The sequence below is a fragment of the Streptomyces viridochromogenes genome, from assembly GCF_001270495.1.
Classification (GTDB): Bacteria; Actinomycetota; Actinomycetes; order Streptomycetales; family Streptomycetaceae; genus Streptomyces; species Streptomyces viridochromogenes_A.
On sequence record NZ_LGUR01000162.1, the window covers coordinates 116038 to 135979 of the forward strand.

The window sequence follows — 19942 nt, forward strand, 5'->3', positions numbered from 1 at the left end:
GGGGAGGGTCAGCCGCCGAGCTGTGTCCGCAGCCACTGCTCCACCTCGCCCACATGCGCGGCCGCCGCCGCCCGGGCCGCCTCCGGATCGTGGGCGACCAGGGCGCGGTGGATCGCGGCGTGTTCGCGGCGGGTGCGGGTGAAGGCGCCCTCCTCCTGGTAGCCGCGCCAGACGCGGGCGCGGAAGGTGCGGGAGGACAGGCCCTCCAGGATCGCGGCCATCGTCTCGTTGCCGGCGGCGGCCGCGATCTCGCGGTGGAAGGCCAGGTCGTGGGCGAGGATCTCCTCGGGGTCGTCCGTGGCGTTCATCGCCGTCAGATGCTTCTCGACCTCCGCGAGCTGGTCCGGTGTGATGCGCGCCGCCGCCAGGGCCGTCGCCGTCGACTCCAGGATGCGGCGCACCTCCAGGAGCTCCACCAGCCGCGGGCCCCGGGACAGGTCGGCGACCACGCCGAACGTCTCCAGCAGGTCACCCGCCTCCAGCTGGGTGACGTAGATGCCCGAACCGTGCCGGGCCTCCAGCACCCCCAGCACCGTGAGCGCGCGGATCGCCTCGCGCATCGAGCTGCGGGAGATGCCGAGCTGCACCGCGAGATCGCGCTCGGTCGGCAGCCGTTGCCCCGGCTCCAGCCGCCCCTCCGCGATCATCGCCTTGATCTGCTCTATGGCGCGCTGCGTCACGGTGCCCTTCTGCGGGGCTGCCTCGTCCACGTTCACGCCGTTCCTCCTGTCACCGGTGCGCCGCAGTCTAACCAGCGAGGTGGTCCGACCAATACGGTCGCGATGCGGGAAAATCTGCTCTGGAGGGTGTTGTTCTCGCGAAGTGGTCTGATAAATATGCGGGCATCTGCTCGAACCATGTGCTCGAACACGCTCAACGAGGAGCCGCCAGATGCACGGCACAACAGCGCGGAAGCAGAACAGGTCACGGAGAGGCGCAGCGGTGGCCGCGGTAGTCGGCGCCTCGCTCGTGCTCGCCGCGTGCGGCAGCACCAAGGACACCGGCGCCGCGAGCGCGGAGGGCGGCGGCAGCGGCAAGGTCGGGGTGATCCTGCCCCTGCTGACCTCGCCGTTCTGGCAGTCGTACAACGACTACGTGCCGAAGATGGCCGAGTCCGAGGACGTCGACACGCTCAAGACGGTCAACTCCAACAGCGACCCCTCCCAGCAGATCACCGACATCAACAACCAGCTCAACCAGGGCGTGAAGGGCCTCGTCGTCGCCCCGCTGGACAGCGCCGCCATCGAGGCCGGCCTCGACCAGGCGGAGCGCAAGGGTGTGCCGGTCGTCGCCGTCGACGTGGCGCCCGACAAGGGCAAGGTCGCGATGGTGGTGCGCGCGAACAACGTGGCGTACGGCGAGAAGGCCTGCCAGTACCTCGGCGAGCAGATCCCCTCCGGCAAGGTCGTGCAGATCATGGGCGATCTGGCCTCCGTCAACGGCCGGGACCGCTCCGAGGCGTTCCGCGCCTGTGTGAAGAAGGACTTCCCCAAGCTGAAGGTCCTGGAGATACCGGCCAAGTGGGAGTCCGACACCGCGGCCTCCAAGCTGGACACCCTGCTGAACGCCAACCCCGACATCAAGGGCATCTACATGCAGGCCGGCGGCGTCTACCTCGCGCCGACCCTCCAGACCCTGAAGTCCAAGGGGATGCTGAAGAAGGCCGGACAGGCCGGGCACATCACGATCGTCTCCAACGACGGCATCCCGCAGGAGTTCGACGCCATCCGCAAGGGCGAGATCGACGCGACCGTCTCCCAGCCCGCCGACCTGTACGCCAAGTACGGCATGTACTACATCAAGGCGGCGATGGAGGGGAAGAAGTTCCAGCCGGGACCGACCGACCACGACTCGACCATCGTCAAGCTGCCCAGCGGCATCCTGGAGGACCAGTTGCCCGCCCCGCTGGTGACCAAGGACAACGTCGACGACCCCAAGCTCTGGGGCAACACGGTCAAATGAGTACGGCTGTGATCACACCCCTCGCCGAGGCGCGGGACATCGTCAAGCGGTACGGCCCCACCACCGCCCTCGCCGACGGCCGGCTCACCGTCCTGCCCGGCGAGTCCCACGCCCTCGTCGGCCGCAACGGCGCCGGCAAGTCGACCCTGGTCAGGATCCTCACCGGCCTCCAGGCACCCGACGAGGGCACCGTCCGCTTCGACGGCGAACCCGCACCGCCGCTCACCGACCGCGATGCCTGGCGCCGCAAGGTCGCCTGCGTCTACCAGCACCCCACCCTCGTCCCGGAAATGACGGTCGCGGAAAATCTCTTCATCGCCGAAATCCACACTGCCAGGTCAACGCGCCTGAATCGCAGGGTCGGCCGGGGGTCCGGGGGTTGGCCCGCGGATGAACACGGCATCAACCGGCAGCCGCTCCAGCGCGGCTTCATCAGCTGGCGCAGACTACGCCACGAGGCCGCCGCACTCCTCGCCACCTGGGACGTGCACGTCGACCCCGAGGCGCGCACCGCCGACCTCAAGGTCGAGGACCGCCAAATGGTGGAGATCGCGCGGGCGTTGAGCTTCGGCGCCCGCTTCATCATCCTCGACGAGCCCACCGCCCAGCTCGACAACCGTGAGATCGAGCGGCTGTTCACGCGCATGCGGGCCCTCCAGGACTCGGGCGTCACCTTCCTGTTCATCTCGCACCACCTCCAGGAGGTGTACGAGGTCTGCCAGACCGTCACGGTCCTGCGCGACGCCCGCTGGATCACCACCGCGCCGGTCGCCGAACTCCCGCGCCGGGCCCTGGTGGAGGCCATGGCGGGGGAGTCCCTGGAGGCCATCGCCGAGCAGGCCGTCGACCCCGGGGACGTCGACCACGACGCCCCCGTCCTGCTCGAAGCACGCGGGCTCACCTCACCGGCGTACGAGAACATCGACCTCACCGTCCGCCACGGCGAGGTCGTCGGGCTCGCCGGGATCAGCGGCAGCGGCAAGGTCGAGCTCGCCGAGTCCTTCGCGGGGCTGCACACCCCGACGGGCGGCAGCGCCCGACTGGGCGGGGAGCGGCTGCCGTTCGGCGATGTGCGGGCCGCCCTCAAGGCGGGCGTCGCGTGCGTGCCCCGGGACCGCCACGACCAGGGGCTCGTCTCCGGCATGACCATCGGCGACAACGCCACCATGAGCGTCCTCGACCGGCTGGGCCGCTTCGGCTTCGTCGGCACCGAACGCAGGCGCGGCTTCGCCACCGCCCTCATCGAACGCCTCGACATCCACACCGAGGGCCCCGACCAGCCCGTCTCCGACCTGTCCGGCGGCAACGCGCAGAAGGTCGTCATGGCCCGCGCCCTCGCCTCCGACCCCCGGCTGCTCGTGCTGATCAACCCCACCGCGGGCGTGGACGTGAAGTCCAAGGAGTCCCTGCTCGCCCGCATGGACAGCGCCCGCGAGGACGGCACCTCCGTACTCGTCGTCTCCGACGAACTCGACGACCTGCGCCGGTGCGACCGCGTCCTCGTCCTGTTCCACGGCCGTGTCGTCGCCGAGCACCCGGCGGGCTGGCACGACCACGAGCTGATCGCCTCCATCGAAGGAGTGGACCGCAATGGCTGACACCAAGGCCCCACCGGCCCTGCCCGTGAAGGTGCCGGACGCCCGTGCCGCCAGGACGGTCCTGCTCCGCCGCGCCCGCGAACTCGCCCTCGTACCGGCCCTGTTGCTGCTCCTGGTGCTCGGCGCGGTGGTCAACGACTCGTTCCTCACCGAGCGCAACCTGATCTCCATCCTCGGCGCCTCCGCCGCGCTGGCGATGGTCGTGCTGGCCGAGTCGCTGGTCCTGATCACCGGCAAGTTCGACCTGTCCCTGGAGTCGGTCGTCGGTATCGCGCCCGCCGTGGGAGCGCTCCTCGTCCTGCCCGCCGCCAGCTCCGGCTGGGGCGCCGAACTCCCCGCCGCCCTGGCCATGCTGGCGATCGTCGCGGTGGGCGGGGCCGTCGGGGCCTTCAACGGCATCCTGGTCGTGAAGTTCAAGCTCAACGCGTTCATCGTGACGCTCGCGATGCTGATCGTGCTGCGCGGTCTGCTGGTCGGCGCGACCAAGGGCAAGACGCTGTTCGGGATGCCCGACAGCTTCTACTCCCTCGCCACCACGACGTTCATCGGCATCCCGATGTCGGTGTGGCTCGCGGCGGCCGCCTTCGCGATCACCGGGTTCGTGCTGAAGTACCACCGCATCGGCCGCGCCCTGTACGCCATCGGCGGCAACGCGGACGCGGCCCGCGCGGCCGGCATCCGGGTCGAGCGTGTGATGCTCGGCGTGTTCGTCGTCGCGGGCGCCCTCGCGGCCGTCGGCGGGATCATCCAGACCGGCTATGTCGGGGCGATCAGCGCCAACCAGGGCAACAACATGATCTTCACCGTGTTCGCGGCGGCGGTGATCGGTGGTATCAGCCTGGACGGCGGCAAGGGCACCATGTTCGGCGCCCTGACCGGCGTACTCCTCCTCGGCGTCGTCCAGAACCTGCTCACCCTCGCCCAGGTGCCGTCCTTCTGGATCCAGGCCATCTACGGCGGAATCATCCTGGTCGCCCTCATGATCGCCCGCGTGACGACGGGCCGCGCCCAGGACTGACCCGCGCTGTCCCCCTCATCGACGTCACCGACCCGAAAGGCCCTCTGTGTCCCCGACCCCCGGCCCCTCTTGTCGCATCTCCGCGCTCGAGACCTATGACATCCGCTTCCCCACCTCGCGCGAGCTCGACGGCTCCGACGCGATGAACCCGGACCCGGACTACTCGGCCGCGTACGTCGTCCTGCGCACCGACGCGGCCGACGGGCCGGCGGGGCACGGATTCACCTTCACCATCGGGCGGGGCAACGAGGTCCAGGTCGCCGCGATCGAGGCGCTGCGCGGACATGTCGTCGGCCGGTCCGTCGACGAACTGTGCGCCGACCCGGGGACCCTGAATCGCGACCTGATCGGCGACAGCCAGCTGCGCTGGCTCGGCCCCGAGAAGGGCGTGATGCACATGGCGATCGGCGCCGTCATGAACGCCGTGTGGGACCTGGCCGCCCAGCGCGCAGACAAGCCGCTGTGGCGCCTCCTCGCCGACGCCGACCCCGAGTGGATCGTCCGTCAGATCGACTTCCGGTACCTCACCGACGCGCTCACGCCCGAGGAGGCGCTGACGATCCTGCGCCGGGGACGGGAGGGTTCGCAGGAGCGTGCCGCCCGGCTCCTGGAGCGCGGCTACCCCGCCTACACCACCTCCGCCGGCTGGCTCGGCTACGACGACGACAAGCTCACCCGGCTCGCCGCCGAGGCCGTCGCCGACGGCTTCCGGCAGATCAAGCTGAAGGTCGGCGCCGACCTGGAGGACGACGTCCGGCGCTGCCGCGTCGCCCGTTCGGTCGTCGGGCCGGACATCCGCATCGCCGTCGACGCCAACCAGCGCTGGGACGTCGACGAGGCGATCCGCTGGACCAAGGCCCTCGCCGAGTTCGACCCGTACTGGATCGAGGAACCCACCAGCCCCGACGACGTCCTCGGCCACGCGGCGATCCGCGAGGCCGTCGCCCCGGTGAAGGTGGCCACCGGCGAGCACGTGCAGAACAGGGTCGTCTTCAAGCAGCTCCTCCAGGCCGGCGCCCTCGACGTCGTCCAGATCGACGCGGCCCGCGTCGGCGGCGTCAACGAGAACCTCGCCATCCTGCTGCTCGCCGCCAAGTTCGGCGTCCCGGTGTGCCCGCACGCGGGCGGCGTCGGCCTGTGCGAACTCGTCCAGCACCTGTCGATGTACGACTACGTGGCCGTCACCGGCACCACCGAGGACCGTGTCATCGAGTACGTCGACCATCTGCACGACCACTTCCTGAACCCGGTGGTGATCAGGGAAGGTCACTACACGGCACCCACCGCGCCGGGCTTCTCGGCCGCCATGCGACCCGAGTCGATCGCGCGGTACACGTTCCCGGACGGCGCCTTCTGGGCCGCCGACCTCCAGACGCAGAAGAAGGGGCACGCGGCATGAGCGACTTCGACGGTCTCAAGGCGCTGGTGACCGGAGGCGCCTCCGGCATCGGCCGGGCCACGGCCGAACTCCTCGCCGCGCGCGGCGCCCAGGTCGCCGTACTCGACCTGGACCCGTCGTCCGTCGAGAAGCCGCTGCTCGCCTTCCGCGCGGACGTGACCGACGACGCCTCCGTGCGCGCGGCCGTGGCCGCCGCCGTGGCCGGCCTCGGCGGACTGGACGTGGTGGTCAACAACGCCGGCATCGGCGCCCAGGGCACCGTCGAGGACAACGACGACACCGAGTGGCACCGGGTGATGGACGTCAATGTCGTCGGCATGGTGCGGGTCGCCCGCGCCGCCCTCCCGCATCTGCGCGACTCGTCGCACGCGGCGATCGTCAACACCTGCTCCATCGCGGCCACGGCAGGGCTCCCGCAGCGGGCCCTCTACAGCGCGACCAAGGGCGCCGTCTACTCCCTCACCCTCGCCATGGCCGCCGACCACGTCCGCGAGGGCATCCGCGTCAACTGCGTCAACCCCGGAACGGTCGACACCCCCTGGGTCGGCCGCCTGCTCGACTCCGCCTCCGACCCGGCCGCCGAACGCGCCGCCCTGGAGGCCCGCCAGCCCACCGGCCGCCTCGTCTCGGCCGCTGAAGTCGCCGGCGCCGTCGCCTACTTGGCGAGTCCGCTCTCCGGCGCGACGACCGGCACCGCCCTCGCCGTCGACGGCGGCATGCAGGGGCTGCGCCTGCGGCCGGTGAGCCGGTGAGCGTCCCGCGCGGACTCGGCTTCGGAGCCGCCGTCATCGGCAACCTCTACACCGAGGTCACCGACGAGCAGGCGCATGAAGCGGTGTCCGCGGCCTGGCGGCGCGGCATCCGCTACTACGACACCGCACCCCACTACGGCCTCGGCCTGTCCGAACGCCGCCTCGGCGCGGCCCTGCGCGAGCACCCGCGCGAGGAGTACACGGTCTCGACCAAGGTGGGCCGCCGCCTGGTGCCGCAGACCGACGGCGGAGACGACCTGGCGAACGGCTTCGCCGTACCCGCCACGCACCGCCGCGTCTGGGACTTCAGCGAGGACGGCGTACGACGCACCCTGGAGGCGGGCCTGGAGCGGCTCGGCCTCGACCGCGTCGACGTCGTCTACCTCCACGACCCCGACGACCACGCCGAGCAGGCATTCCGGGAGGGCTACCCGGCGCTGGAGAAGCTCCGCTCGGAGGGTGTGGTCGGCTCGATCGGCGCCGGCATGAACCAGGCGGAGATGCTCACCCGCTTCGTCCGCGACACGGACGTCGACGTGGTGCTGTGCGCGGGCCGCTACACCCTGCTCGACCAGAGCGCGCTCACGGACCTGCTGCCCGCGGCCGTGGAGCGGGGCGTCTCCGTGGTGATCGGCGGTGCCTTCAACTCGGGACTGCTCGCGGACCCGAAGCCCGGGGCGACGTACAACTACGCCGAGGCGCCGGACGAGTTGCTGCACAAGGCCCTGCGCATGAGGGAGATCGCGCGCCGGCACGGCATCACCCTGCGAGCCGCCGCGCTGGCCTTCTGCGCGGCCCACCCGGCGGTGAAGAGCGTTCTGGTGGGCGCGCGCTCGGCCGCTGAAGTCCACGACTGCGCCGACCAGTTCGCCACACCCGTACCCGCCCCCTTCTGGCAGGAGCTGCGGGACACCGGACTCCTGGCCACCGAGGAGCCGTCATGAGAGTCGCCCTGCACACCAAGGTCCGCGCGGACCGCGTCGCCGAGTACGAGGCCGCCCACCGCGAGGTTCCGAAGGAACTCACGGACGCCATCCGGGCCGCCGGGGCGACCTCCTGGACGATCTGGCGCAGCGGCACCGACCTCTTCCACGTCCTGGAGTGCGAGGACTACGGCCGGCTCCTCGCCGAGCTGGAGAAACTGCCGGTCAACGTGGTCTGGCAGGCCCGCATGGCCGAACTGCTCGACGTGGTGCACGACTACTCCGACGAGGGCGCGGACGCCGGCCTGCCCGTCGTGTGGGAGCTGCCGTGACGCTCGTCGACGCCCACCACCACGTCTGGGACCTCTCGGTGCGGGACCAGGACTGGATCACCGGACCCGAACTCCGGCCGCTCCGGCGGAACTTCACCGTCGCCGACCTCGCTGCCGAGGCGCGGGTCGCCGGAATCGACCGTACCGTCCTCGTCCAGACCGTCACCGTGCCCGAGGAGACCCCGGAGTTCCTGGCCCTCGCCGCCGAGCACGAGCTCATCGCGGGCGTCGTCGGCTGGACCGACCTCACCCGCCCGGATGTCGCCGAGGAACTGGCCCGGCTGCGCGAGCTGCCCGGAGGCGGGTACCTGAAGGGCATCCGCCACCAGGTGCAGGGCGAACCCGACCCGGAATGGCTGCTGCGTGCGGACGTACGGCGCGGGCTGGCCGCCCTGACCGACGCCGGACTGGTCTACGACCTGGTCGTGCTGCCGCACCAGCTGTCGGCCTGCGTCAAGGCCGCCGCGGACCACGCCGGCCTCACCTTCGTCCTGGACCACCTGGGCAAACCGCCCATCGCCTCGGGCGAGCGGGAACCCTGGGAGACGGCGGTCCGCTCCCTGGCCGCCCTCCCCAACACCGTCTGCAAGCTCTCCGGCATGGTCACCGAGGCCGACCTCGCCTCGTGGAGGGTCGACGACCTGCGCCCGTACGCCGACGTCGTCCTGGACGCGTTCGGCCCTGGCCGGCTGATGTTCGGCTCCGACTGGCCGGTGTGCACGCTGGCCGCGTCGTACGGCCAAGTCCTCGACACGGCACGGGAACTGACCGCCGCGTCCGACCGCCGGCAGATCTTCGAGGCGACCGCCATCCGCGTCTACGACCTCTGAGCCACCCTGGCCAGCCTGGTCGGCGGCAGATACTCCCGCACATACGTCCGCTCCCAGCACGCGCCCGTCTCCCGCAGCTCACGCCAGGTCGTGTAGCGGTACCGGAAGAGGCGGGCGCGGACATGGCGTGGCGGCGCGTCGGGCGGGAACGGCGAGCGGCGCAGCAGCTTCAGCGTGTCGCGGTCGTTCTCCAGGAGCCGTTCCACCAGCGCGCCGAACCACGACCCGGCGTACGCGGGGGACAGCGCGGCGAACCACATCAGCCAGTCCAGCCGCAGATGGTACGGCGCGAACTGCCGCGGCCAGCGCCGGGGATCGCCCGGCTTGCCCTTGAACTCGTACTCCCGCCAGTCCGAGTCCTCCCGCGGTACGTCGTCGTCGGTGCCCTCGATGACCACCTCGTACCGGATCCGGCTGACGCTGCCGAACGCGCCGTAGGTGTTGACCAGATGGAGCGGGTCGAAGGAGCGGTTCATGATCTGGCGGCGGGAGATCATGTTGGCGACGGGGTGGTAGCTCAGGCCGACCAGGAGCACGGCGACCGCGAGGACCACGACCTCGTACCACAGCGGTGTGCCGGGCACGGACTGTCGATCACCGGGGAACTCGATCGCCGACAGGGCCAGCACGATGGTGATCCAGTTCAGCCAGGAGAAGTTGCCCGACATCACCAGCCACAGCTGGGTGACGATCATCAGGGCGGCGGCGGCCGTCGCGATCGGCTGCGGGGTGAAGAGGAGGACGGGCACGACCAGCTGGGTGACATGGTTGGCGGCCACCTCGACCCGGTGCAGGGGCTTGGGCAGATGGTGGAAGAACCAGCTCAGCGGGCCCGGCATCGGCTGGGTCTCGTGGTGGTGGTCCAGGCAGGTGAGTTTTCGCCAGCACTCGTCGCCGCGCATCTTGATCAGCCCCGCCCCGAACTCGACGCGGAACAGGATCCAGCGCAGCAGGAACAGGACCACGATCGGCGGCGCCACCTCGTCGTTGCCCAGGAAGACGGCGAGGAAGCCGACCTCCAGCAACAGGGACTCCCAGCCGAACGAGTACCAGGTCTGGCCGACGTTCACGATCGACAGGTACAGCGCCCACGGGACCAGCCACAGCAGCATGGCGCCCCACAGCGGCACGGCGTTGTCCAGCCCGGCCAGCAGCGCCGCCGACACCGCGGCCCCCGACCAGGCGCACGCGGCGAAGAAGCGGTCCGAGTAGTGGAGTTGGAACAGGCTAGGCGCGGCCCTGAAGGGCACCCGTGCGACGAAGCGCGGCACGGGCAGCATGCCGCGCTCACCCATCAGCGCCCGGAACTGCAGGGCCGCCGTCAGGAACGCGACGAGATACACGCCGGCCAGAGCCCGCTGGAAGACCAGCCGGCTCGTCCAGTAGTCCGGTGCGATGAACCACTCCACGGCCCGTCCCCTCCTCTCCTCATTGTCGCGCCACCCGATCCATGTGACTCTCCGTATACCACCTCTCCGTTTGCGTGACCCGAGCGAGTGAAGCAGATAATAGGGACGAAATGCCCGAAAACCGGACGGAGAATCGGCCCGAGAGTCGGCGGGAGGACGTGGTGCGGACACCCACCCGAACCCTCGTCGCGGCCTGCGCGCTCTCGGCGGCGCTCGTCGTCGCCGGATGCGGTGGCGGCAGCCATGAGGAGACGCGAGCGGGCGACGACGTCCTTCTCCAGCCCGTCGCGGACCGGGGGCCGGACCCCTTCACCGACTCCACGGCGACCTCGTCCGCCACCCCGTCGCCGGTCACCCGAACGCCGGGGCCGGCGCGCTCGGGCCGGGCCGGGCTCCAGCCCCTGTCCGGCGAGACACCCGGCCTGTACGGCGGCACCCGGGGCGCCGGCAGCTGCGATGTCCAGCGGCAGATCGACCAGCTCACCGCCGACCGGGCCAGGGGCCGTGTCTTCGCCCAGGCCGCGGGCATCCCCCAGGCGTCCCTCCCCGGCTATCTGCGCGGGCTGACCTCGGTCGTGCTGCGCGCCGACACCCGGGTCACCAACCACGGGTTCCGCGACGGCATGGGAACCGGATACCAGTCCGTCCTCCAGGCGGGCACCGCCGTCCTCGTCGACAGCCGTGGGGTGCCGCGTGTCCGCTGCGCCTGCGGCAATCCGCTCGCCCCGCCCGTCGACCCGCGCGGCAGACCCGGCACCAGCGGCCGGGCCTGGTCCGGGTACCGGCCGGGCCAGGTGATCGTGGTGGCCCCGACGCCCCAGGCGGTCACCAACATCACGATCATCGACATCGCCGACAACACCTGGATCGAACGGCCGCTCGGTCATCACGGCCACGACCGCGACCATGTCGTACGGCCCCCGAAGCCGGTGACCCCCACCCCGGACCCGCACCCGCACGACAGTGCCTCCGGTACCGCGCCCGGCGAGCGGACCTTCCCGCCCGAGTCGCCGGCCGACTGCACGACCCCGGCGGACGTGACGGATGCGGCGGACACGGCAACCGCCGACTGCCCCTCGGCCGCCGGAACGGCATCACCGCCGACGACCGACCCCGGCCGCACACCCGCGTCGCCGGAGTCCCCGGTGGCACCGAAGTCGCCCGACGAGCCCAGTCCCTCCGACTCCCGGACGGAACCGGACACCTCCCCGACCTCCCCGGACTCCCGGGACACCCCGGAGGAAACCGGCCCCGAGACCGTACCCGACAGCCCCGACGTCCCCGACGGCGGCGGGCTCGTCCCCGACGACCCCGGCACCTCCGACAGCATCTTCGGCAGCCCCACCGACGTCTTCGACGGCTGACCGAAGCCGTGGAGCGGTCGTGGAACCGAGCGAAGGCAGTTCCGTCACCCCGGTCGAAGAATCCGGCAAACCCTGGCAAGGTGGCTCCATGGTTGATCGGGGAGCGAGCGCCCTGGCACTCCCGGACGACTGGCCCGCCCACCCGGATCCGATCCTGGCGCTCAACCGCATGGGCAGCTTCGACTGGGACCTGGACGCCGGTGTGTTCCACATGGACGCCCAGGCCCACGAGGTCTTCGACCTGCGCCCCGACGAATACGACGGCAACCCCGCGACCCTCGCGATCCGGGTCCCTCCGCCGGAGGCCTACCGGCTGGACGGCCTGGTCTCCCAGGCCATGAAGGACGGCAGCGAGAACTACGGCGTCTACTTCCGTATCCGCTGCCGCGACGGCACCCTGCGCTGGACACACACCCAGGGCTACATCCGCCGGGACGAGACGGGCCGCCCGCGGCGCATCATCGGCATCGTCCGGGACGCCACCGACGAACTCGCCGAGATAGAGGAGCGGCGCGAGCAGGCGGCCGAGGACGAGGCACGGCGTCAGCAGACCAGCGTCGTGCAGCTCACCACGGCCGCCCTCGCCCACGCCCGTACCGTCCAGGACGTGATCGACGTCCTCAAGGACACCCACGGCATCACCCACCTCGGCGCCACCAGCCTGGTCATGGGCCTGGTCGAGGCCGGCCGGATCCGGCTGGTGGCCGAGGGGCCCGCGGGCAGCTTCGTGCCCGGGACCCTGGTCACCCGGATCGACGAGCCGTATCCGATGGGCGAGGTCGTCCGAACCCTCAGCCCGCGCTTCATCGAGTCGCCGGAGGAGTTCGCGGAACGCTATCCGATCCTCTGGCCGCACATCACCGACCTGAACATCACGGCCGCCGCCTACCTGCCGCTGATCGCCCAGGCCCGGCCGATCGGCGCCATCGGCCTGCTCTACAGCGACCGCAGCGGCTTCTCCGCCGAGGACCGCAACGTGCTCGTCGCCCTCGGCAGCAGCATCGCGCAGAGCCTTCAGCGGGCCATGTTCTACGAGCAGGAGAAGGACCTCGCCACCGGCCTCCAGCAGGCCATGCTGCCGCGCACCATCCCCAGCGTGCCCGGCGCCGACGTCGCCGTCCGCTACCGCTCGGGCTCCCTCGGCCGGGACATCGGCGGCGACTGGTACGACCTGATCCCACTGCCGGGCGGCCGGGTCGGTGCCGTCATCGGCGACGTGCAGGGCCACGACACGCACGCCGCCGCCGTCATGGGCCAGCTGCGCATCGTGCTGCGCGCCTACGCCGCCGAAGGGCACACGCCGGCCACGGTGATGGCCCGTGCCTCCGTGTTCCTGCACGAACTGGACACCGACCGCTTCGCGACCTGCCTCTACGCGGAGGCCGACCTGTCCACCGGCGTCGTCCAGGTGGTCCGGGCCGGCCACATCGACCCACTGCTCCGGGAGCCCGGCGGCGCCTGCCGGCGCGTCCCCGTCGAAGGCGGGCTGCCGCTCGGCCTGTCCGCGGAGTTCGGGCGGCTCGAATACCCGGTCGGCACCATCGAGCTGGATTCCGACCACACCCTGCTGCTGTGCACCGACGGCCTGGTCGAAGAGCCCGGCGCCGACCTGGACGACGGCATGCAGACCCTCACCGCCCTCATCGCCACCGGCCCGGACGACGTACGGGACCTCGCGGACCGCCTCATCGACGTCGCCGAGGAACGCGGCGGTGACGACGACGTGGCCCTGCTCCTGCTGCGCCGCCGCGTCCTGGACGCCCCGCAGGCCGGCGGCCGCCTCCAGCAGCACGTCGCCCCAGGCGACCCCGAGGCCCTCACCGGGGCCCGGCACATGATCCGCGCCGCCGTGCGGGCCTGGAGCGCCGGCGACCGGGCCGACGAGATCGAACTGGTCGCCGACGAGCTGATCACCAACGCCCTGATGCACACCGAGGGCTCCGCCGTAGTGACCCTGCGGGTCCTGGCGGGCTCCGAACGCCGGCTGCGCGTCGAGGTCGAGGACTCCTCCAGCGCCCTGCCGCGCCGCCGGGAGGCGGGGGAGTCGGGAGTCTCCGGCCGCGGCCTGCTCCTCGTCGACCTGCTCACGGACGTATGGGGTGTGGAGGCCCGGGGCGGCGGCAAGGCGGTGTGGTGCGAGTTCGTGGTGCCGGAGCGGAGCTGAGGCTGTCGGTGCCGGGTGGCACTCTGGACGTATGCCGGAACTCCCCGAGGTCGAAGCGCTCAAGGACTTCCTGACCGAGAACCTGGTCGGCCATGAGGTGGTGAGGGTGCTGCCCGTGGCGATCAGCGTCCTGAAGACATACGACCCGCCGGTCACCGCCGTCGAGGGCCACGAGGTCACCGCGGTGCACCGCTATGGCAAGTTCCTCGACCTCGCCACGGCCGACGGCCCTCACCTGGTCACCCACCTGGCCCGTGCGGGCTGGCTCCACTGGAAGGACGAGCTGCCGAGCGGGCTGCCCCGTCCCGGCAAGGGCCCGCTCGCGCTGCGCGTGGCCCTGGAGACCGGCGCGGGCTTCGACCTCACGGAGGCCGGCACCCAGAAGCGCCTGGCGGTGTATGTCGTGCGCGATCCCCAGGACGTCCCGGGCATCGCCCGCCTCGGCCCCGACCCGCTCGCCGACGACTTCGACGAGCCGCGGTTGGCGGCCCTGCTCAAGGAGGAGCGCCGCCAGCTCAAGGGCGCCCTGCGCGACCAGAGCCTCATCGCCGGGGTGGGCAACGCCTACAGCGACGAGATCCTGCACGCGGCGAAGATGTCCCCGTTCAAGCTGGCGGCCTCACTGACACCCGAGGAGACGGCGCGGCTCTACGCGGCCCTGCGGACGACCCTCACCGAGGCGGTCGAGCGCTCACACGGGGTCGCGGCCGGACGCCTGAAGGCCGAGAAGAAGAGCGGCCTGCGCGTCCACGGCCGCACCGGCGAGCCCTGCCCGGTCTGCGGCGACACCATCCGCGAGGTCTCCTTCAGCGACTCCTCGCTCCAGTACTGCCCGACCTGCCAGACGGGCGGGAAGCCACTGGCGGACCGGAGACTGTCGCGGCTGCTGAAGTGACGTGGGGACGGCTACGGCTCACCGGGGCTCGAGCGTCACCAGGTGTTCCCCGCCCGCCGTCCTGACCTCGTAGCGGACGATCTCGTCCGAGTGCATCGCCGAGGTGCCCGTCATGGTGTTCTCCCGGGAGCCGTGATCGGAGGCGTGCCAACTGGTCACGGTCTCCTCCGAGCCGTCCCGGCCGATGGCGATCAGATGGCAGGGGCGCGCACCCGAGCCGTCCTTCACCTTCAGCTCCACCTGGCTGCCATAGGCCTCGTTCTCGGTGGTGACCTGGGCCCACACGCCCGAGCGGGCGTCGGTCGCCTGGACGACCTGGGCGGCCTGGTCGTTCCCGCTCGCCATCATCGCGACGCCGGGCCCGGCGAGGGCGATCACCACCGAGGCGGCCACGGCGTACATGGTGCGCCGACGCCGGGCGCGTTGGCGTGCCGCCACCGTTTCGAGCAGCCGGTTCAGCAGCTGCGGGCCCGGCTTGGTCATGGGGTGCACGAATCGGGGCGTGGCCCGCCGGTACAGCATCAACTGGCGGGTGATGGGCCCGAACTCGGTCACGTGTGCCGCGCAGCGGGGGCACTCCATGAGGTGGTCCTCGAAGCGGAACGCCTCCGCCTCGTTCAGCACGCCGAGCGCGTACGCGGCGACGTCGCGATGCCTCTCCAGGGACCTCATGCCGAATCCTCGTGCCGTTGGGTGCGGGGTGGGTTACTCCTTGCGCCCACTGGTACGCACCAGGCAGTCGAATCACTCAAGCCCCGCACAGAATCGCAACCGAGGGATTCGGAGCCGCCGGGGCCGAGGATTGGTCCGAGGAGAAAAGAACTTAAAAAAGATGGATGGCGAGGTGCCCGAGCGGCAGACCGAGCTGCCACGCCGGCGTCCACACCTTCGGTCCCTCGTCCTCCCCTACCAGCGCACCGCCGCCCGGCACCGCGTTCAGATCGGGTGCGAGCAGCTCGGTCTCCTGGAGCCAGCGCCAGGCCGCCTCGGCCAGCTCCAGGTCGGGCGCGGGCCCGCCGGACTCGACCGCCTCGGCGGCGAGGCCCGCCATGCGTTCGCGCACCCACTCCTGCCACGGCTGGTCGTAGGCGGTCAGCGACAGCCAGGTCTCCAGCTGGGTGACGACCCGGATGCCGGAGAGCTCGCCGTCGGTGTCGGACAGGAAGATGGTCAGCGCCAGGGCGTCGCGCCCGGCGCGGAACTCGAAGGACGTCGGCGGCATGAGATCGCCGGTCCGCAGCAGCTCGTCGGCGATGTACTCGGCGTACAACCACGCCATGGGGACGGTGAGTTCACCGCCGCCGGTGCCGTCCGTGCTCTCTTGACCTCTGTGCAGCATCCCTTCCTGCCTTCCTCCGGTGAGTGCGTCGCCCTACCCCGGGGCCCTGGGCCCTGGCCCAGTCCGGAACACGGATGAGGACAGCCGATTACTCAACCGGGGTGTTCAGCAAGGCGCTTTACGGAGGTTTGACTCAGCCATTGGTTTCACCGCAGGTCGGCCGCGTATCCCGGAAGCACCCGGCGCAGGGCTCGCAGCGCGTAGTACGCGCGGGACTTCACCGTACCGGGCGGGATTCCCAGGGCCTGCGCGGCTTCCGCAACACTCGCCCCTTGGAAGTACACGAGCACCAGGACTTCACGGTGCTCCGGAGTGAGTGTCTTCACAGCCTCGCGCACATCGAGCGTCTCCGCGGCCCGCTCGGCATGGTCGGAGATCACCCGCGCGTTCTCCAGGATCGCGTCCCCGACCTCCGGCGGCCGCGCCTGCCGGGCCCGCCGCGCGTCGATCGCGAGCCGTCGCCCGACGGTCATCAGCCACGGCCGTACGGAGTCGAAGTCGTCGGCGCGCAGTGCCTCGGGATGCTGCCAGGCGCGCACCAGGGTCTCCTGGACGAGGTCCTCGGCTCGCTGCCGGTCGCCGTCGCAGAGCCGGAGCAGGAGCGCGAAGAGGGGCCGGCCGTGCTCCCGCTGCAGTGCGGCGAGCTCGTGCTCGGCGGTCGTCGTCCCGTTGGTGAGGGTGGTTCCGGCCGTCATGGCCGTATGGCATCGCAGCCGACGGTTCCGGGACAGGGCACGCACACGGATCTGCGGCGGACGGTCGATCGCGTCGGCGAACGGTTCGACGAACGGTCCCTTCCGCCTACGGGGGCACGCCGGACGGGCTAACGAAAGTGGCCGGATTGTTTGCGGGCGGGTAGGGCTTCGTACCTATTGATCCGTATATACGACCACAAGGGGTGAGCCGATGATCGCACGCAGTCGACTTGTGGCCCTCGCCGCGACGGCCGTTCTCGCGGCAGGCGCCGCCTGTCAGGCCCAGAGCCGGGAGACCTCGGGGCAAGCGGGTCCCTCCGGCAAGGCGCCGCGCGGCTTCACGCTCGTCGCCTCCGGCGACGTCCTGCCGCACACTTCGATCATCGAACGCGCGCGTTTCGACTCGGGTGGCACGGGCTACGACTTCCGCCCGATGTTCGCCGGGGTCAAGTCCGTGGTCTCCCGCGCCGATCTGGCGCTGTGTCATATGGAGACCGTCTACGGCGAGAAGGGAAAGTACTCCGGCTACCCCCTCTTCAAGTCCCCGCCCGAGGTGGCCGAGGGGCTCGCCGCCACCGGCTACGACGGCTGCTCCACCGCCTCCGACCACAGCCTCGACGACGGTGCCGCCGGCATCCTGCGCACGCTGAGCGCCCTCGACGAGGCGAAGGTGCGGCACGCGGGAACGGCGCGCACCCAGGAGGAGGCCCGTACCGTCACCGTGCTGCGCGCGGGCCCGGCCAAGGTCGCGCACCTCGCGTACACGTACGGCGTCAACGGCACGCCGCTCCCGCCGGACCAGCCCTGGGCGGTCAACCTCATCGACGAGAACAAGATCCGGGCGGACGCCCGCGCCGCGCGGAAGGCGGGCGCCGACGTGGTCGTCGTATCGCTGCACTGGGGCACCGAATGGCAGGACGCCCCCGACGACGACCAGGTGAGTCTGGCCCGCGGTCTCACGGCCGCCCGCACCGGCGGCCGGCCCGACATCGACCTGATCCTCGGCACCCACGCCCATGTCCCGCAGGCGTACGAGAAGGTCAACGGCACCTGGGTGATCTACGGGATGGGCGACCAGATCGCCGGTGCGATGTACAACGACCAGGGCGTGCAGGACCCGCGCGGCAATCAGTCCACTCTCGGGCGCTTCACCTTCACCCCGCCGGAGCGTGCGGGCGGCCGCTGGGAGGTGTCGAAGGCCGAGTTCGTGCCCCAGCTGTTCGACATCGACGCAGGCCGGGTGGTCGACCTCAACCGGGCGCTCGCCAAGGGGGCCGACGTACGGGGCGTGCGGGACCGGATCCGGGACGTCGTGCTGAGCCGGGGAGCGGGGAAGGACGGACTCACCATGGCGGAGTAGGCCGGTGCCAGGGGTGGGTCAGTCCAGGTCCGCGTGGTCGAAGGTCTTCAGCATCTCCTTCAGTACGCGCGCGCACGCCCGGAGCTCGCTCTCGGTCAGATCTCCGCCGACCTGCCGGTTCAGGGCGTGCTCGCGCGCGAGGATCGCGGTGATCACGGCCTCGCCGTCTGCCGTGATCCGGATCAGCGAGGACCGCTGGTGTGCGGGATTGGGCGTGGCCTCCGCCCAGCCGCTGGCCGCCGCGTCGTTGACCATGCGCTGCACGAACTGCCGGGTCAGCGTCATGACACGCGCCATCTGGGGCACCGTCATGGGCCCGTATCTGTGGAGCAGGGTCAGGACGGAGCGCACGCCGACCGACACCCCCTCGACCTCCTCGCCCTGCTCCAGCTTGCGCAGGCCGCGCCGGTAGAGCGCGCCGACCAGGTCGAACACCTCGCTGATCCGGTGGCCGAGATCGTCGGGTGGCAGTGGTGCCTCGATGTCGTTCACCCCGCAATCATGACACCTCGGTTGCCAAAACCGAAGAATGATGACACCTTGGTTGTCATGACAGCTGCTTCGGAACTGAGCTACTTCGCATCTGCCGACGGGGACCTCGCCTACCGCGACACCGGTACCGGGGACCTCGTGGTGCTGGCGCACTCCGGTTACGTCGACCACCGCGTCTTCGACGACCAGATACCGGCCCTCGCGGCCCACCACCGGGTGATCGCGTTCGACGTACGCGGCCACGGCTTCTCCGCCAACGCGAGCCGCCCGTTCCGCTGGGCGGACGACCTCGCCGGCCTGCTGCGCCACCTCGACGCCGGCCCCGCGGCCCTGGTCGGCCTGTGCATGGGCGCGGCGGTCGTCACCGACACCGCGCTGGAGTACCCCGAACTGGTCCGTGCGCTGGTCGTCAGCGGCGCCGGGACCAGCGAGTTCGAGTTCACGGATCCGGGAACCCTGGAGCATGTGAGCGAGGCGGCCCGGCTGCTCGGCGCCGGAGACGTCGAGGGCTGGCTCGACCACTTCGCGAAGGGCGTGGCAGGGCCGCACCGCACGGTCGACGAGGTCGCCCCCGACGTCGTACGACGACTGCGGGACATGTGCGCGCACACCCTCGCCAAGCACACGCCGGACGAACCGCAACGGCTGGTGCCGCTGACCGACACCTGGGCCCGGCTGCCGAAGATCGACGTCCCCGTCCTCGCCCTGCACGGCGCCCTCGACGCGCCCGACAGCATCGCCATGGCGGAACGCGTCGCCCGCGCGGTGCCCGACGGCCGCTCGGTCACCGTCCAGGGCGTCGGGCACTACCCGAACATGGAGAAGCCGCAGGAGTTCAACGCCCTACTGCTGGACTTCCTGGGCGACCTCTGACGTCACGTTTCGTCCCTTCGGTCCGCGCCGCTACGGCACCACCGTCACCGGCCACCGCCCCGCCTTGACCAGCCGCACCGCGACGGAGCCGACGATCCGGTGCCCGGCCTGTTCCGAGGCGCCCACCACCACCGCGTCGGCCTTGAGGTCGTCCGCGGCCCTCACCAGGCCGTTGTACGGGTCGCCCCGGAGGGTGTGGAACTCCCAGCGGACTTCGAATATCCCCTTGAGCCGCTCGGTCGCGTCCCTGATCTGGGCGATCAGGTCCTCGGCGATCTCGTCGGTCGTCTCCGCGACCGGCGCGCCGAGGGCCGCGCCCGCCGTCATCACCGGCTGCACGTACACGACGGCGAGCAGCGCGTGCTGCCGTCGCGCGAGACCACCGGCGTACGCCGCCGCGCGGAGCGAGGAGTCGGAGCCGTCCACTCCGACCACGATGACCTTGGGTCCGTCCGTGCCCCGCTCGAACCGGGCCGAGTGCTGTTCCGTCACGGCAGGGAGGCTATCGGAAGCCCCAGGTCCCACCGGCGGGCAGGA

The 19942-nt window shown here is 71.1% G+C and carries 20 protein-coding genes; 13 read left to right on the forward strand and 7 right to left on the reverse strand.

Annotation, left to right across the window (positions count from 1 at the left end; all coding sequences use genetic code 11):
* Positions 1 to 8: 8 nt before the first annotated feature.
* Positions 9 to 710, reverse strand: a complete 702-nt coding sequence (locus ADK36_RS16945; protein WP_048580140.1) for a FadR/GntR family transcriptional regulator — start codon at positions 708 to 710, stop codon at positions 9 to 11.
* Between the two features lie 181 nt (positions 711 to 891).
* On the opposite strand from ADK36_RS16945, the gene ADK36_RS16950 reads away from it, so the two are divergent.
* The 8 genes from ADK36_RS16950 to ADK36_RS16985 are packed head-to-tail and all read left to right on the forward strand — an operon-like array spanning position 892 to position 8814.
* Positions 892 to 1962 carry a sugar ABC transporter substrate-binding protein gene (locus ADK36_RS16950; protein ID WP_053198103.1) on the forward strand — a complete coding sequence of 357 codons (1071 nt, stop codon included), beginning with the start codon at positions 892 to 894 and terminating at the stop codon, positions 1960 to 1962.
* On the forward strand, positions 1959 to 3560 hold the full coding sequence (locus ADK36_RS16955; protein ID WP_048580089.1) for a sugar ABC transporter ATP-binding protein: 1602 nt from the start codon (positions 1959 to 1961) through the stop codon (positions 3558 to 3560). The genes ADK36_RS16950 and ADK36_RS16955 overlap by 4 nt, the downstream gene beginning before the upstream one ends.
* Positions 3553 to 4578 carry an ABC transporter permease gene (locus tag ADK36_RS16960; RefSeq protein WP_048580090.1) on the forward strand — a complete coding sequence of 342 codons (1026 nt, stop codon included), beginning with the start codon at positions 3553 to 3555 and terminating at the stop codon, positions 4576 to 4578. Before ADK36_RS16955 ends, ADK36_RS16960 begins: the two co-directional genes overlap by 8 nt.
* A gap of 46 nt (positions 4579 to 4624) precedes the next feature.
* On the forward strand, positions 4625 to 5977 hold the full coding sequence (locus tag ADK36_RS16965) for an L-fuconate dehydratase (RefSeq protein ID WP_048580091.1): 1353 nt from the start codon (positions 4625 to 4627) through the stop codon (positions 5975 to 5977).
* On the forward strand, positions 5974 to 6729 hold the full coding sequence (locus tag ADK36_RS16970) for an SDR family NAD(P)-dependent oxidoreductase (RefSeq protein WP_048580092.1): 756 nt from the start codon (positions 5974 to 5976) through the stop codon (positions 6727 to 6729). Before ADK36_RS16965 ends, ADK36_RS16970 begins: the two co-directional genes overlap by 4 nt.
* Positions 6726 to 7673 (forward strand): aldo/keto reductase, encoded by a 948-nt coding sequence (locus tag ADK36_RS16975; protein WP_048580093.1) that lies wholly within the window; start codon positions 6726 to 6728, stop codon positions 7671 to 7673. Before ADK36_RS16970 ends, ADK36_RS16975 begins: the two co-directional genes overlap by 4 nt.
* On the forward strand, positions 7670 to 7984 hold the full coding sequence (locus ADK36_RS16980) for an L-rhamnose mutarotase (RefSeq protein WP_048580094.1): 315 nt from the start codon (positions 7670 to 7672) through the stop codon (positions 7982 to 7984). The genes ADK36_RS16975 and ADK36_RS16980 overlap by 4 nt, the downstream gene beginning before the upstream one ends.
* Positions 7981 to 8814: an amidohydrolase family protein gene (locus ADK36_RS16985; protein ID WP_053198104.1), complete on the forward strand. Its 834-nt coding sequence runs from the start codon at positions 7981 to 7983 to the stop codon at positions 8812 to 8814. The genes ADK36_RS16980 and ADK36_RS16985 overlap by 4 nt, the downstream gene beginning before the upstream one ends.
* On the opposite strand, the gene ADK36_RS16990 is transcribed toward ADK36_RS16985, so the two are convergent.
* Positions 8802 to 10223, reverse strand: a complete 1422-nt coding sequence (locus ADK36_RS16990) for a lipase maturation factor family protein (protein ID WP_048580096.1) — start codon at positions 10221 to 10223, stop codon at positions 8802 to 8804. The genes ADK36_RS16985 and ADK36_RS16990 overlap by 13 nt on opposite strands.
* Before the next feature lie 161 nt (positions 10224 to 10384).
* Between ADK36_RS16990 and ADK36_RS16995 the strand changes: the two genes are divergently transcribed.
* The 3 genes from ADK36_RS16995 (at position 10385) to ADK36_RS17005 (ending at position 14646) form a co-directional block, all read left to right on the forward strand.
* On the forward strand, positions 10385 to 11587 hold the full coding sequence (locus tag ADK36_RS16995; protein ID WP_053198118.1) for a DUF6777 domain-containing protein: 1203 nt from the start codon (positions 10385 to 10387) through the stop codon (positions 11585 to 11587).
* Positions 11588 to 11675: 88 nt separating this feature from the next.
* Complete coding sequence (locus tag ADK36_RS17000) at positions 11676 to 13751, forward strand: SpoIIE family protein phosphatase (RefSeq protein ID WP_048580097.1); 2076 nt, start codon at positions 11676 to 11678, stop codon at positions 13749 to 13751.
* A 31-nt stretch (positions 13752 to 13782) separates the two neighbouring features.
* Positions 13783 to 14646, forward strand: a complete 864-nt coding sequence (locus ADK36_RS17005) for an Fpg/Nei family DNA glycosylase (protein WP_048580098.1) — start codon at positions 13783 to 13785, stop codon at positions 14644 to 14646.
* Between the two features lie 18 nt (positions 14647 to 14664).
* Here ADK36_RS17005 and ADK36_RS17010 read toward each other — a convergent pair whose 3' ends face one another.
* From ADK36_RS17010 to ADK36_RS17020, 3 genes are all read right to left on the reverse strand, one after another.
* A complete protein-coding gene (locus ADK36_RS17010) occupies positions 14665 to 15318 on the reverse strand; it encodes a zf-HC2 domain-containing protein (protein ID WP_048580099.1) in 654 nt (217 codons plus the stop codon).
* 151 nt (positions 15319 to 15469) lie between these two features.
* Positions 15470 to 15985, reverse strand: a complete 516-nt coding sequence (locus ADK36_RS17015; RefSeq protein ID WP_048580100.1) for a hypothetical protein — start codon at positions 15983 to 15985, stop codon at positions 15470 to 15472.
* A gap of 146 nt (positions 15986 to 16131) precedes the next feature.
* Positions 16132 to 16680 (reverse strand): sigma-70 family RNA polymerase sigma factor, encoded by a 549-nt coding sequence (locus ADK36_RS17020; RefSeq protein ID WP_048580101.1) that lies wholly within the window; start codon positions 16678 to 16680, stop codon positions 16132 to 16134.
* Positions 16681 to 16891: 211 nt separating this feature from the next.
* On the opposite strand from ADK36_RS17020, the gene ADK36_RS17025 reads away from it, so the two are divergent.
* On the forward strand, positions 16892 to 18040 hold the full coding sequence (locus ADK36_RS17025) for a CapA family protein (protein ID WP_048580102.1): 1149 nt from the start codon (positions 16892 to 16894) through the stop codon (positions 18038 to 18040).
* An 18-nt stretch (positions 18041 to 18058) separates the two neighbouring features.
* On the opposite strand, the gene ADK36_RS17030 is transcribed toward ADK36_RS17025, so the two are convergent.
* Entirely contained in the window at positions 18059 to 18532 is a 474-nt protein-coding gene (locus ADK36_RS17030; protein ID WP_048580103.1) for a MarR family winged helix-turn-helix transcriptional regulator, read from the reverse strand.
* A 57-nt stretch (positions 18533 to 18589) separates the two neighbouring features.
* On the opposite strand from ADK36_RS17030, the gene ADK36_RS17035 reads away from it, so the two are divergent.
* On the forward strand, positions 18590 to 19405 hold the full coding sequence (locus tag ADK36_RS17035) for an alpha/beta fold hydrolase (protein WP_048580104.1): 816 nt from the start codon (positions 18590 to 18592) through the stop codon (positions 19403 to 19405).
* A 30-nt stretch (positions 19406 to 19435) separates the two neighbouring features.
* Here the strand turns inward: ADK36_RS17035 and ADK36_RS17040 are convergent, their stop codons facing one another.
* Complete coding sequence (locus ADK36_RS17040) at positions 19436 to 19897, reverse strand: universal stress protein (protein WP_048580105.1); 462 nt, start codon at positions 19895 to 19897, stop codon at positions 19436 to 19438.
* Positions 19898 to 19942: the final 45 nt, after the last annotated feature.

Bases quoted from the DNA above. Each gene is read 5' to 3' on its own strand.
- ADK36_RS17015 (WP_048580100.1), bottom strand. From the start codon at position 15,985: ATGCTGCACAGAGGTCAAGAGAGCACGGACGGCACCGGCGGCGGTGAA.
- ADK36_RS17010 (WP_048580099.1), bottom strand. From the start codon at position 15,318: ATGAGGTCCCTGGAGAGGCATCGCGACGTCGCCGCGTACGCGCTCGGC.
- ADK36_RS17035 (WP_048580104.1), top strand. From the start codon at position 18,590: ATGACAGCTGCTTCGGAACTGAGCTACTTCGCATCTGCCGACGGGGAC.
- ADK36_RS16960 (WP_048580090.1), top strand. From the start codon at position 3,553: ATGGCTGACACCAAGGCCCCACCGGCCCTGCCCGTGAAGGTGCCGGAC.
- ADK36_RS16950 (WP_053198103.1), top strand. From the start codon at position 892: ATGCACGGCACAACAGCGCGGAAGCAGAACAGGTCACGGAGAGGCGCA.
- ADK36_RS17020 (WP_048580101.1), bottom strand. From the start codon at position 16,680: ATGACGGCCGGAACCACCCTCACCAACGGGACGACGACCGCCGAGCAC.
- ADK36_RS16980 (WP_048580094.1), top strand. From the start codon at position 7,670: ATGAGAGTCGCCCTGCACACCAAGGTCCGCGCGGACCGCGTCGCCGAG.
- ADK36_RS16955 (WP_048580089.1), top strand. From the start codon at position 1,959: ATGAGTACGGCTGTGATCACACCCCTCGCCGAGGCGCGGGACATCGTC.
- ADK36_RS17025 (WP_048580102.1), top strand. From the start codon at position 16,892: ATGATCGCACGCAGTCGACTTGTGGCCCTCGCCGCGACGGCCGTTCTC.
- ADK36_RS17005 (WP_048580098.1), top strand. From the start codon at position 13,783: ATGCCGGAACTCCCCGAGGTCGAAGCGCTCAAGGACTTCCTGACCGAG.
- ADK36_RS17000 (WP_048580097.1), top strand. From the start codon at position 11,676: ATGGTTGATCGGGGAGCGAGCGCCCTGGCACTCCCGGACGACTGGCCC.
- ADK36_RS16970 (WP_048580092.1), top strand. From the start codon at position 5,974: ATGAGCGACTTCGACGGTCTCAAGGCGCTGGTGACCGGAGGCGCCTCC.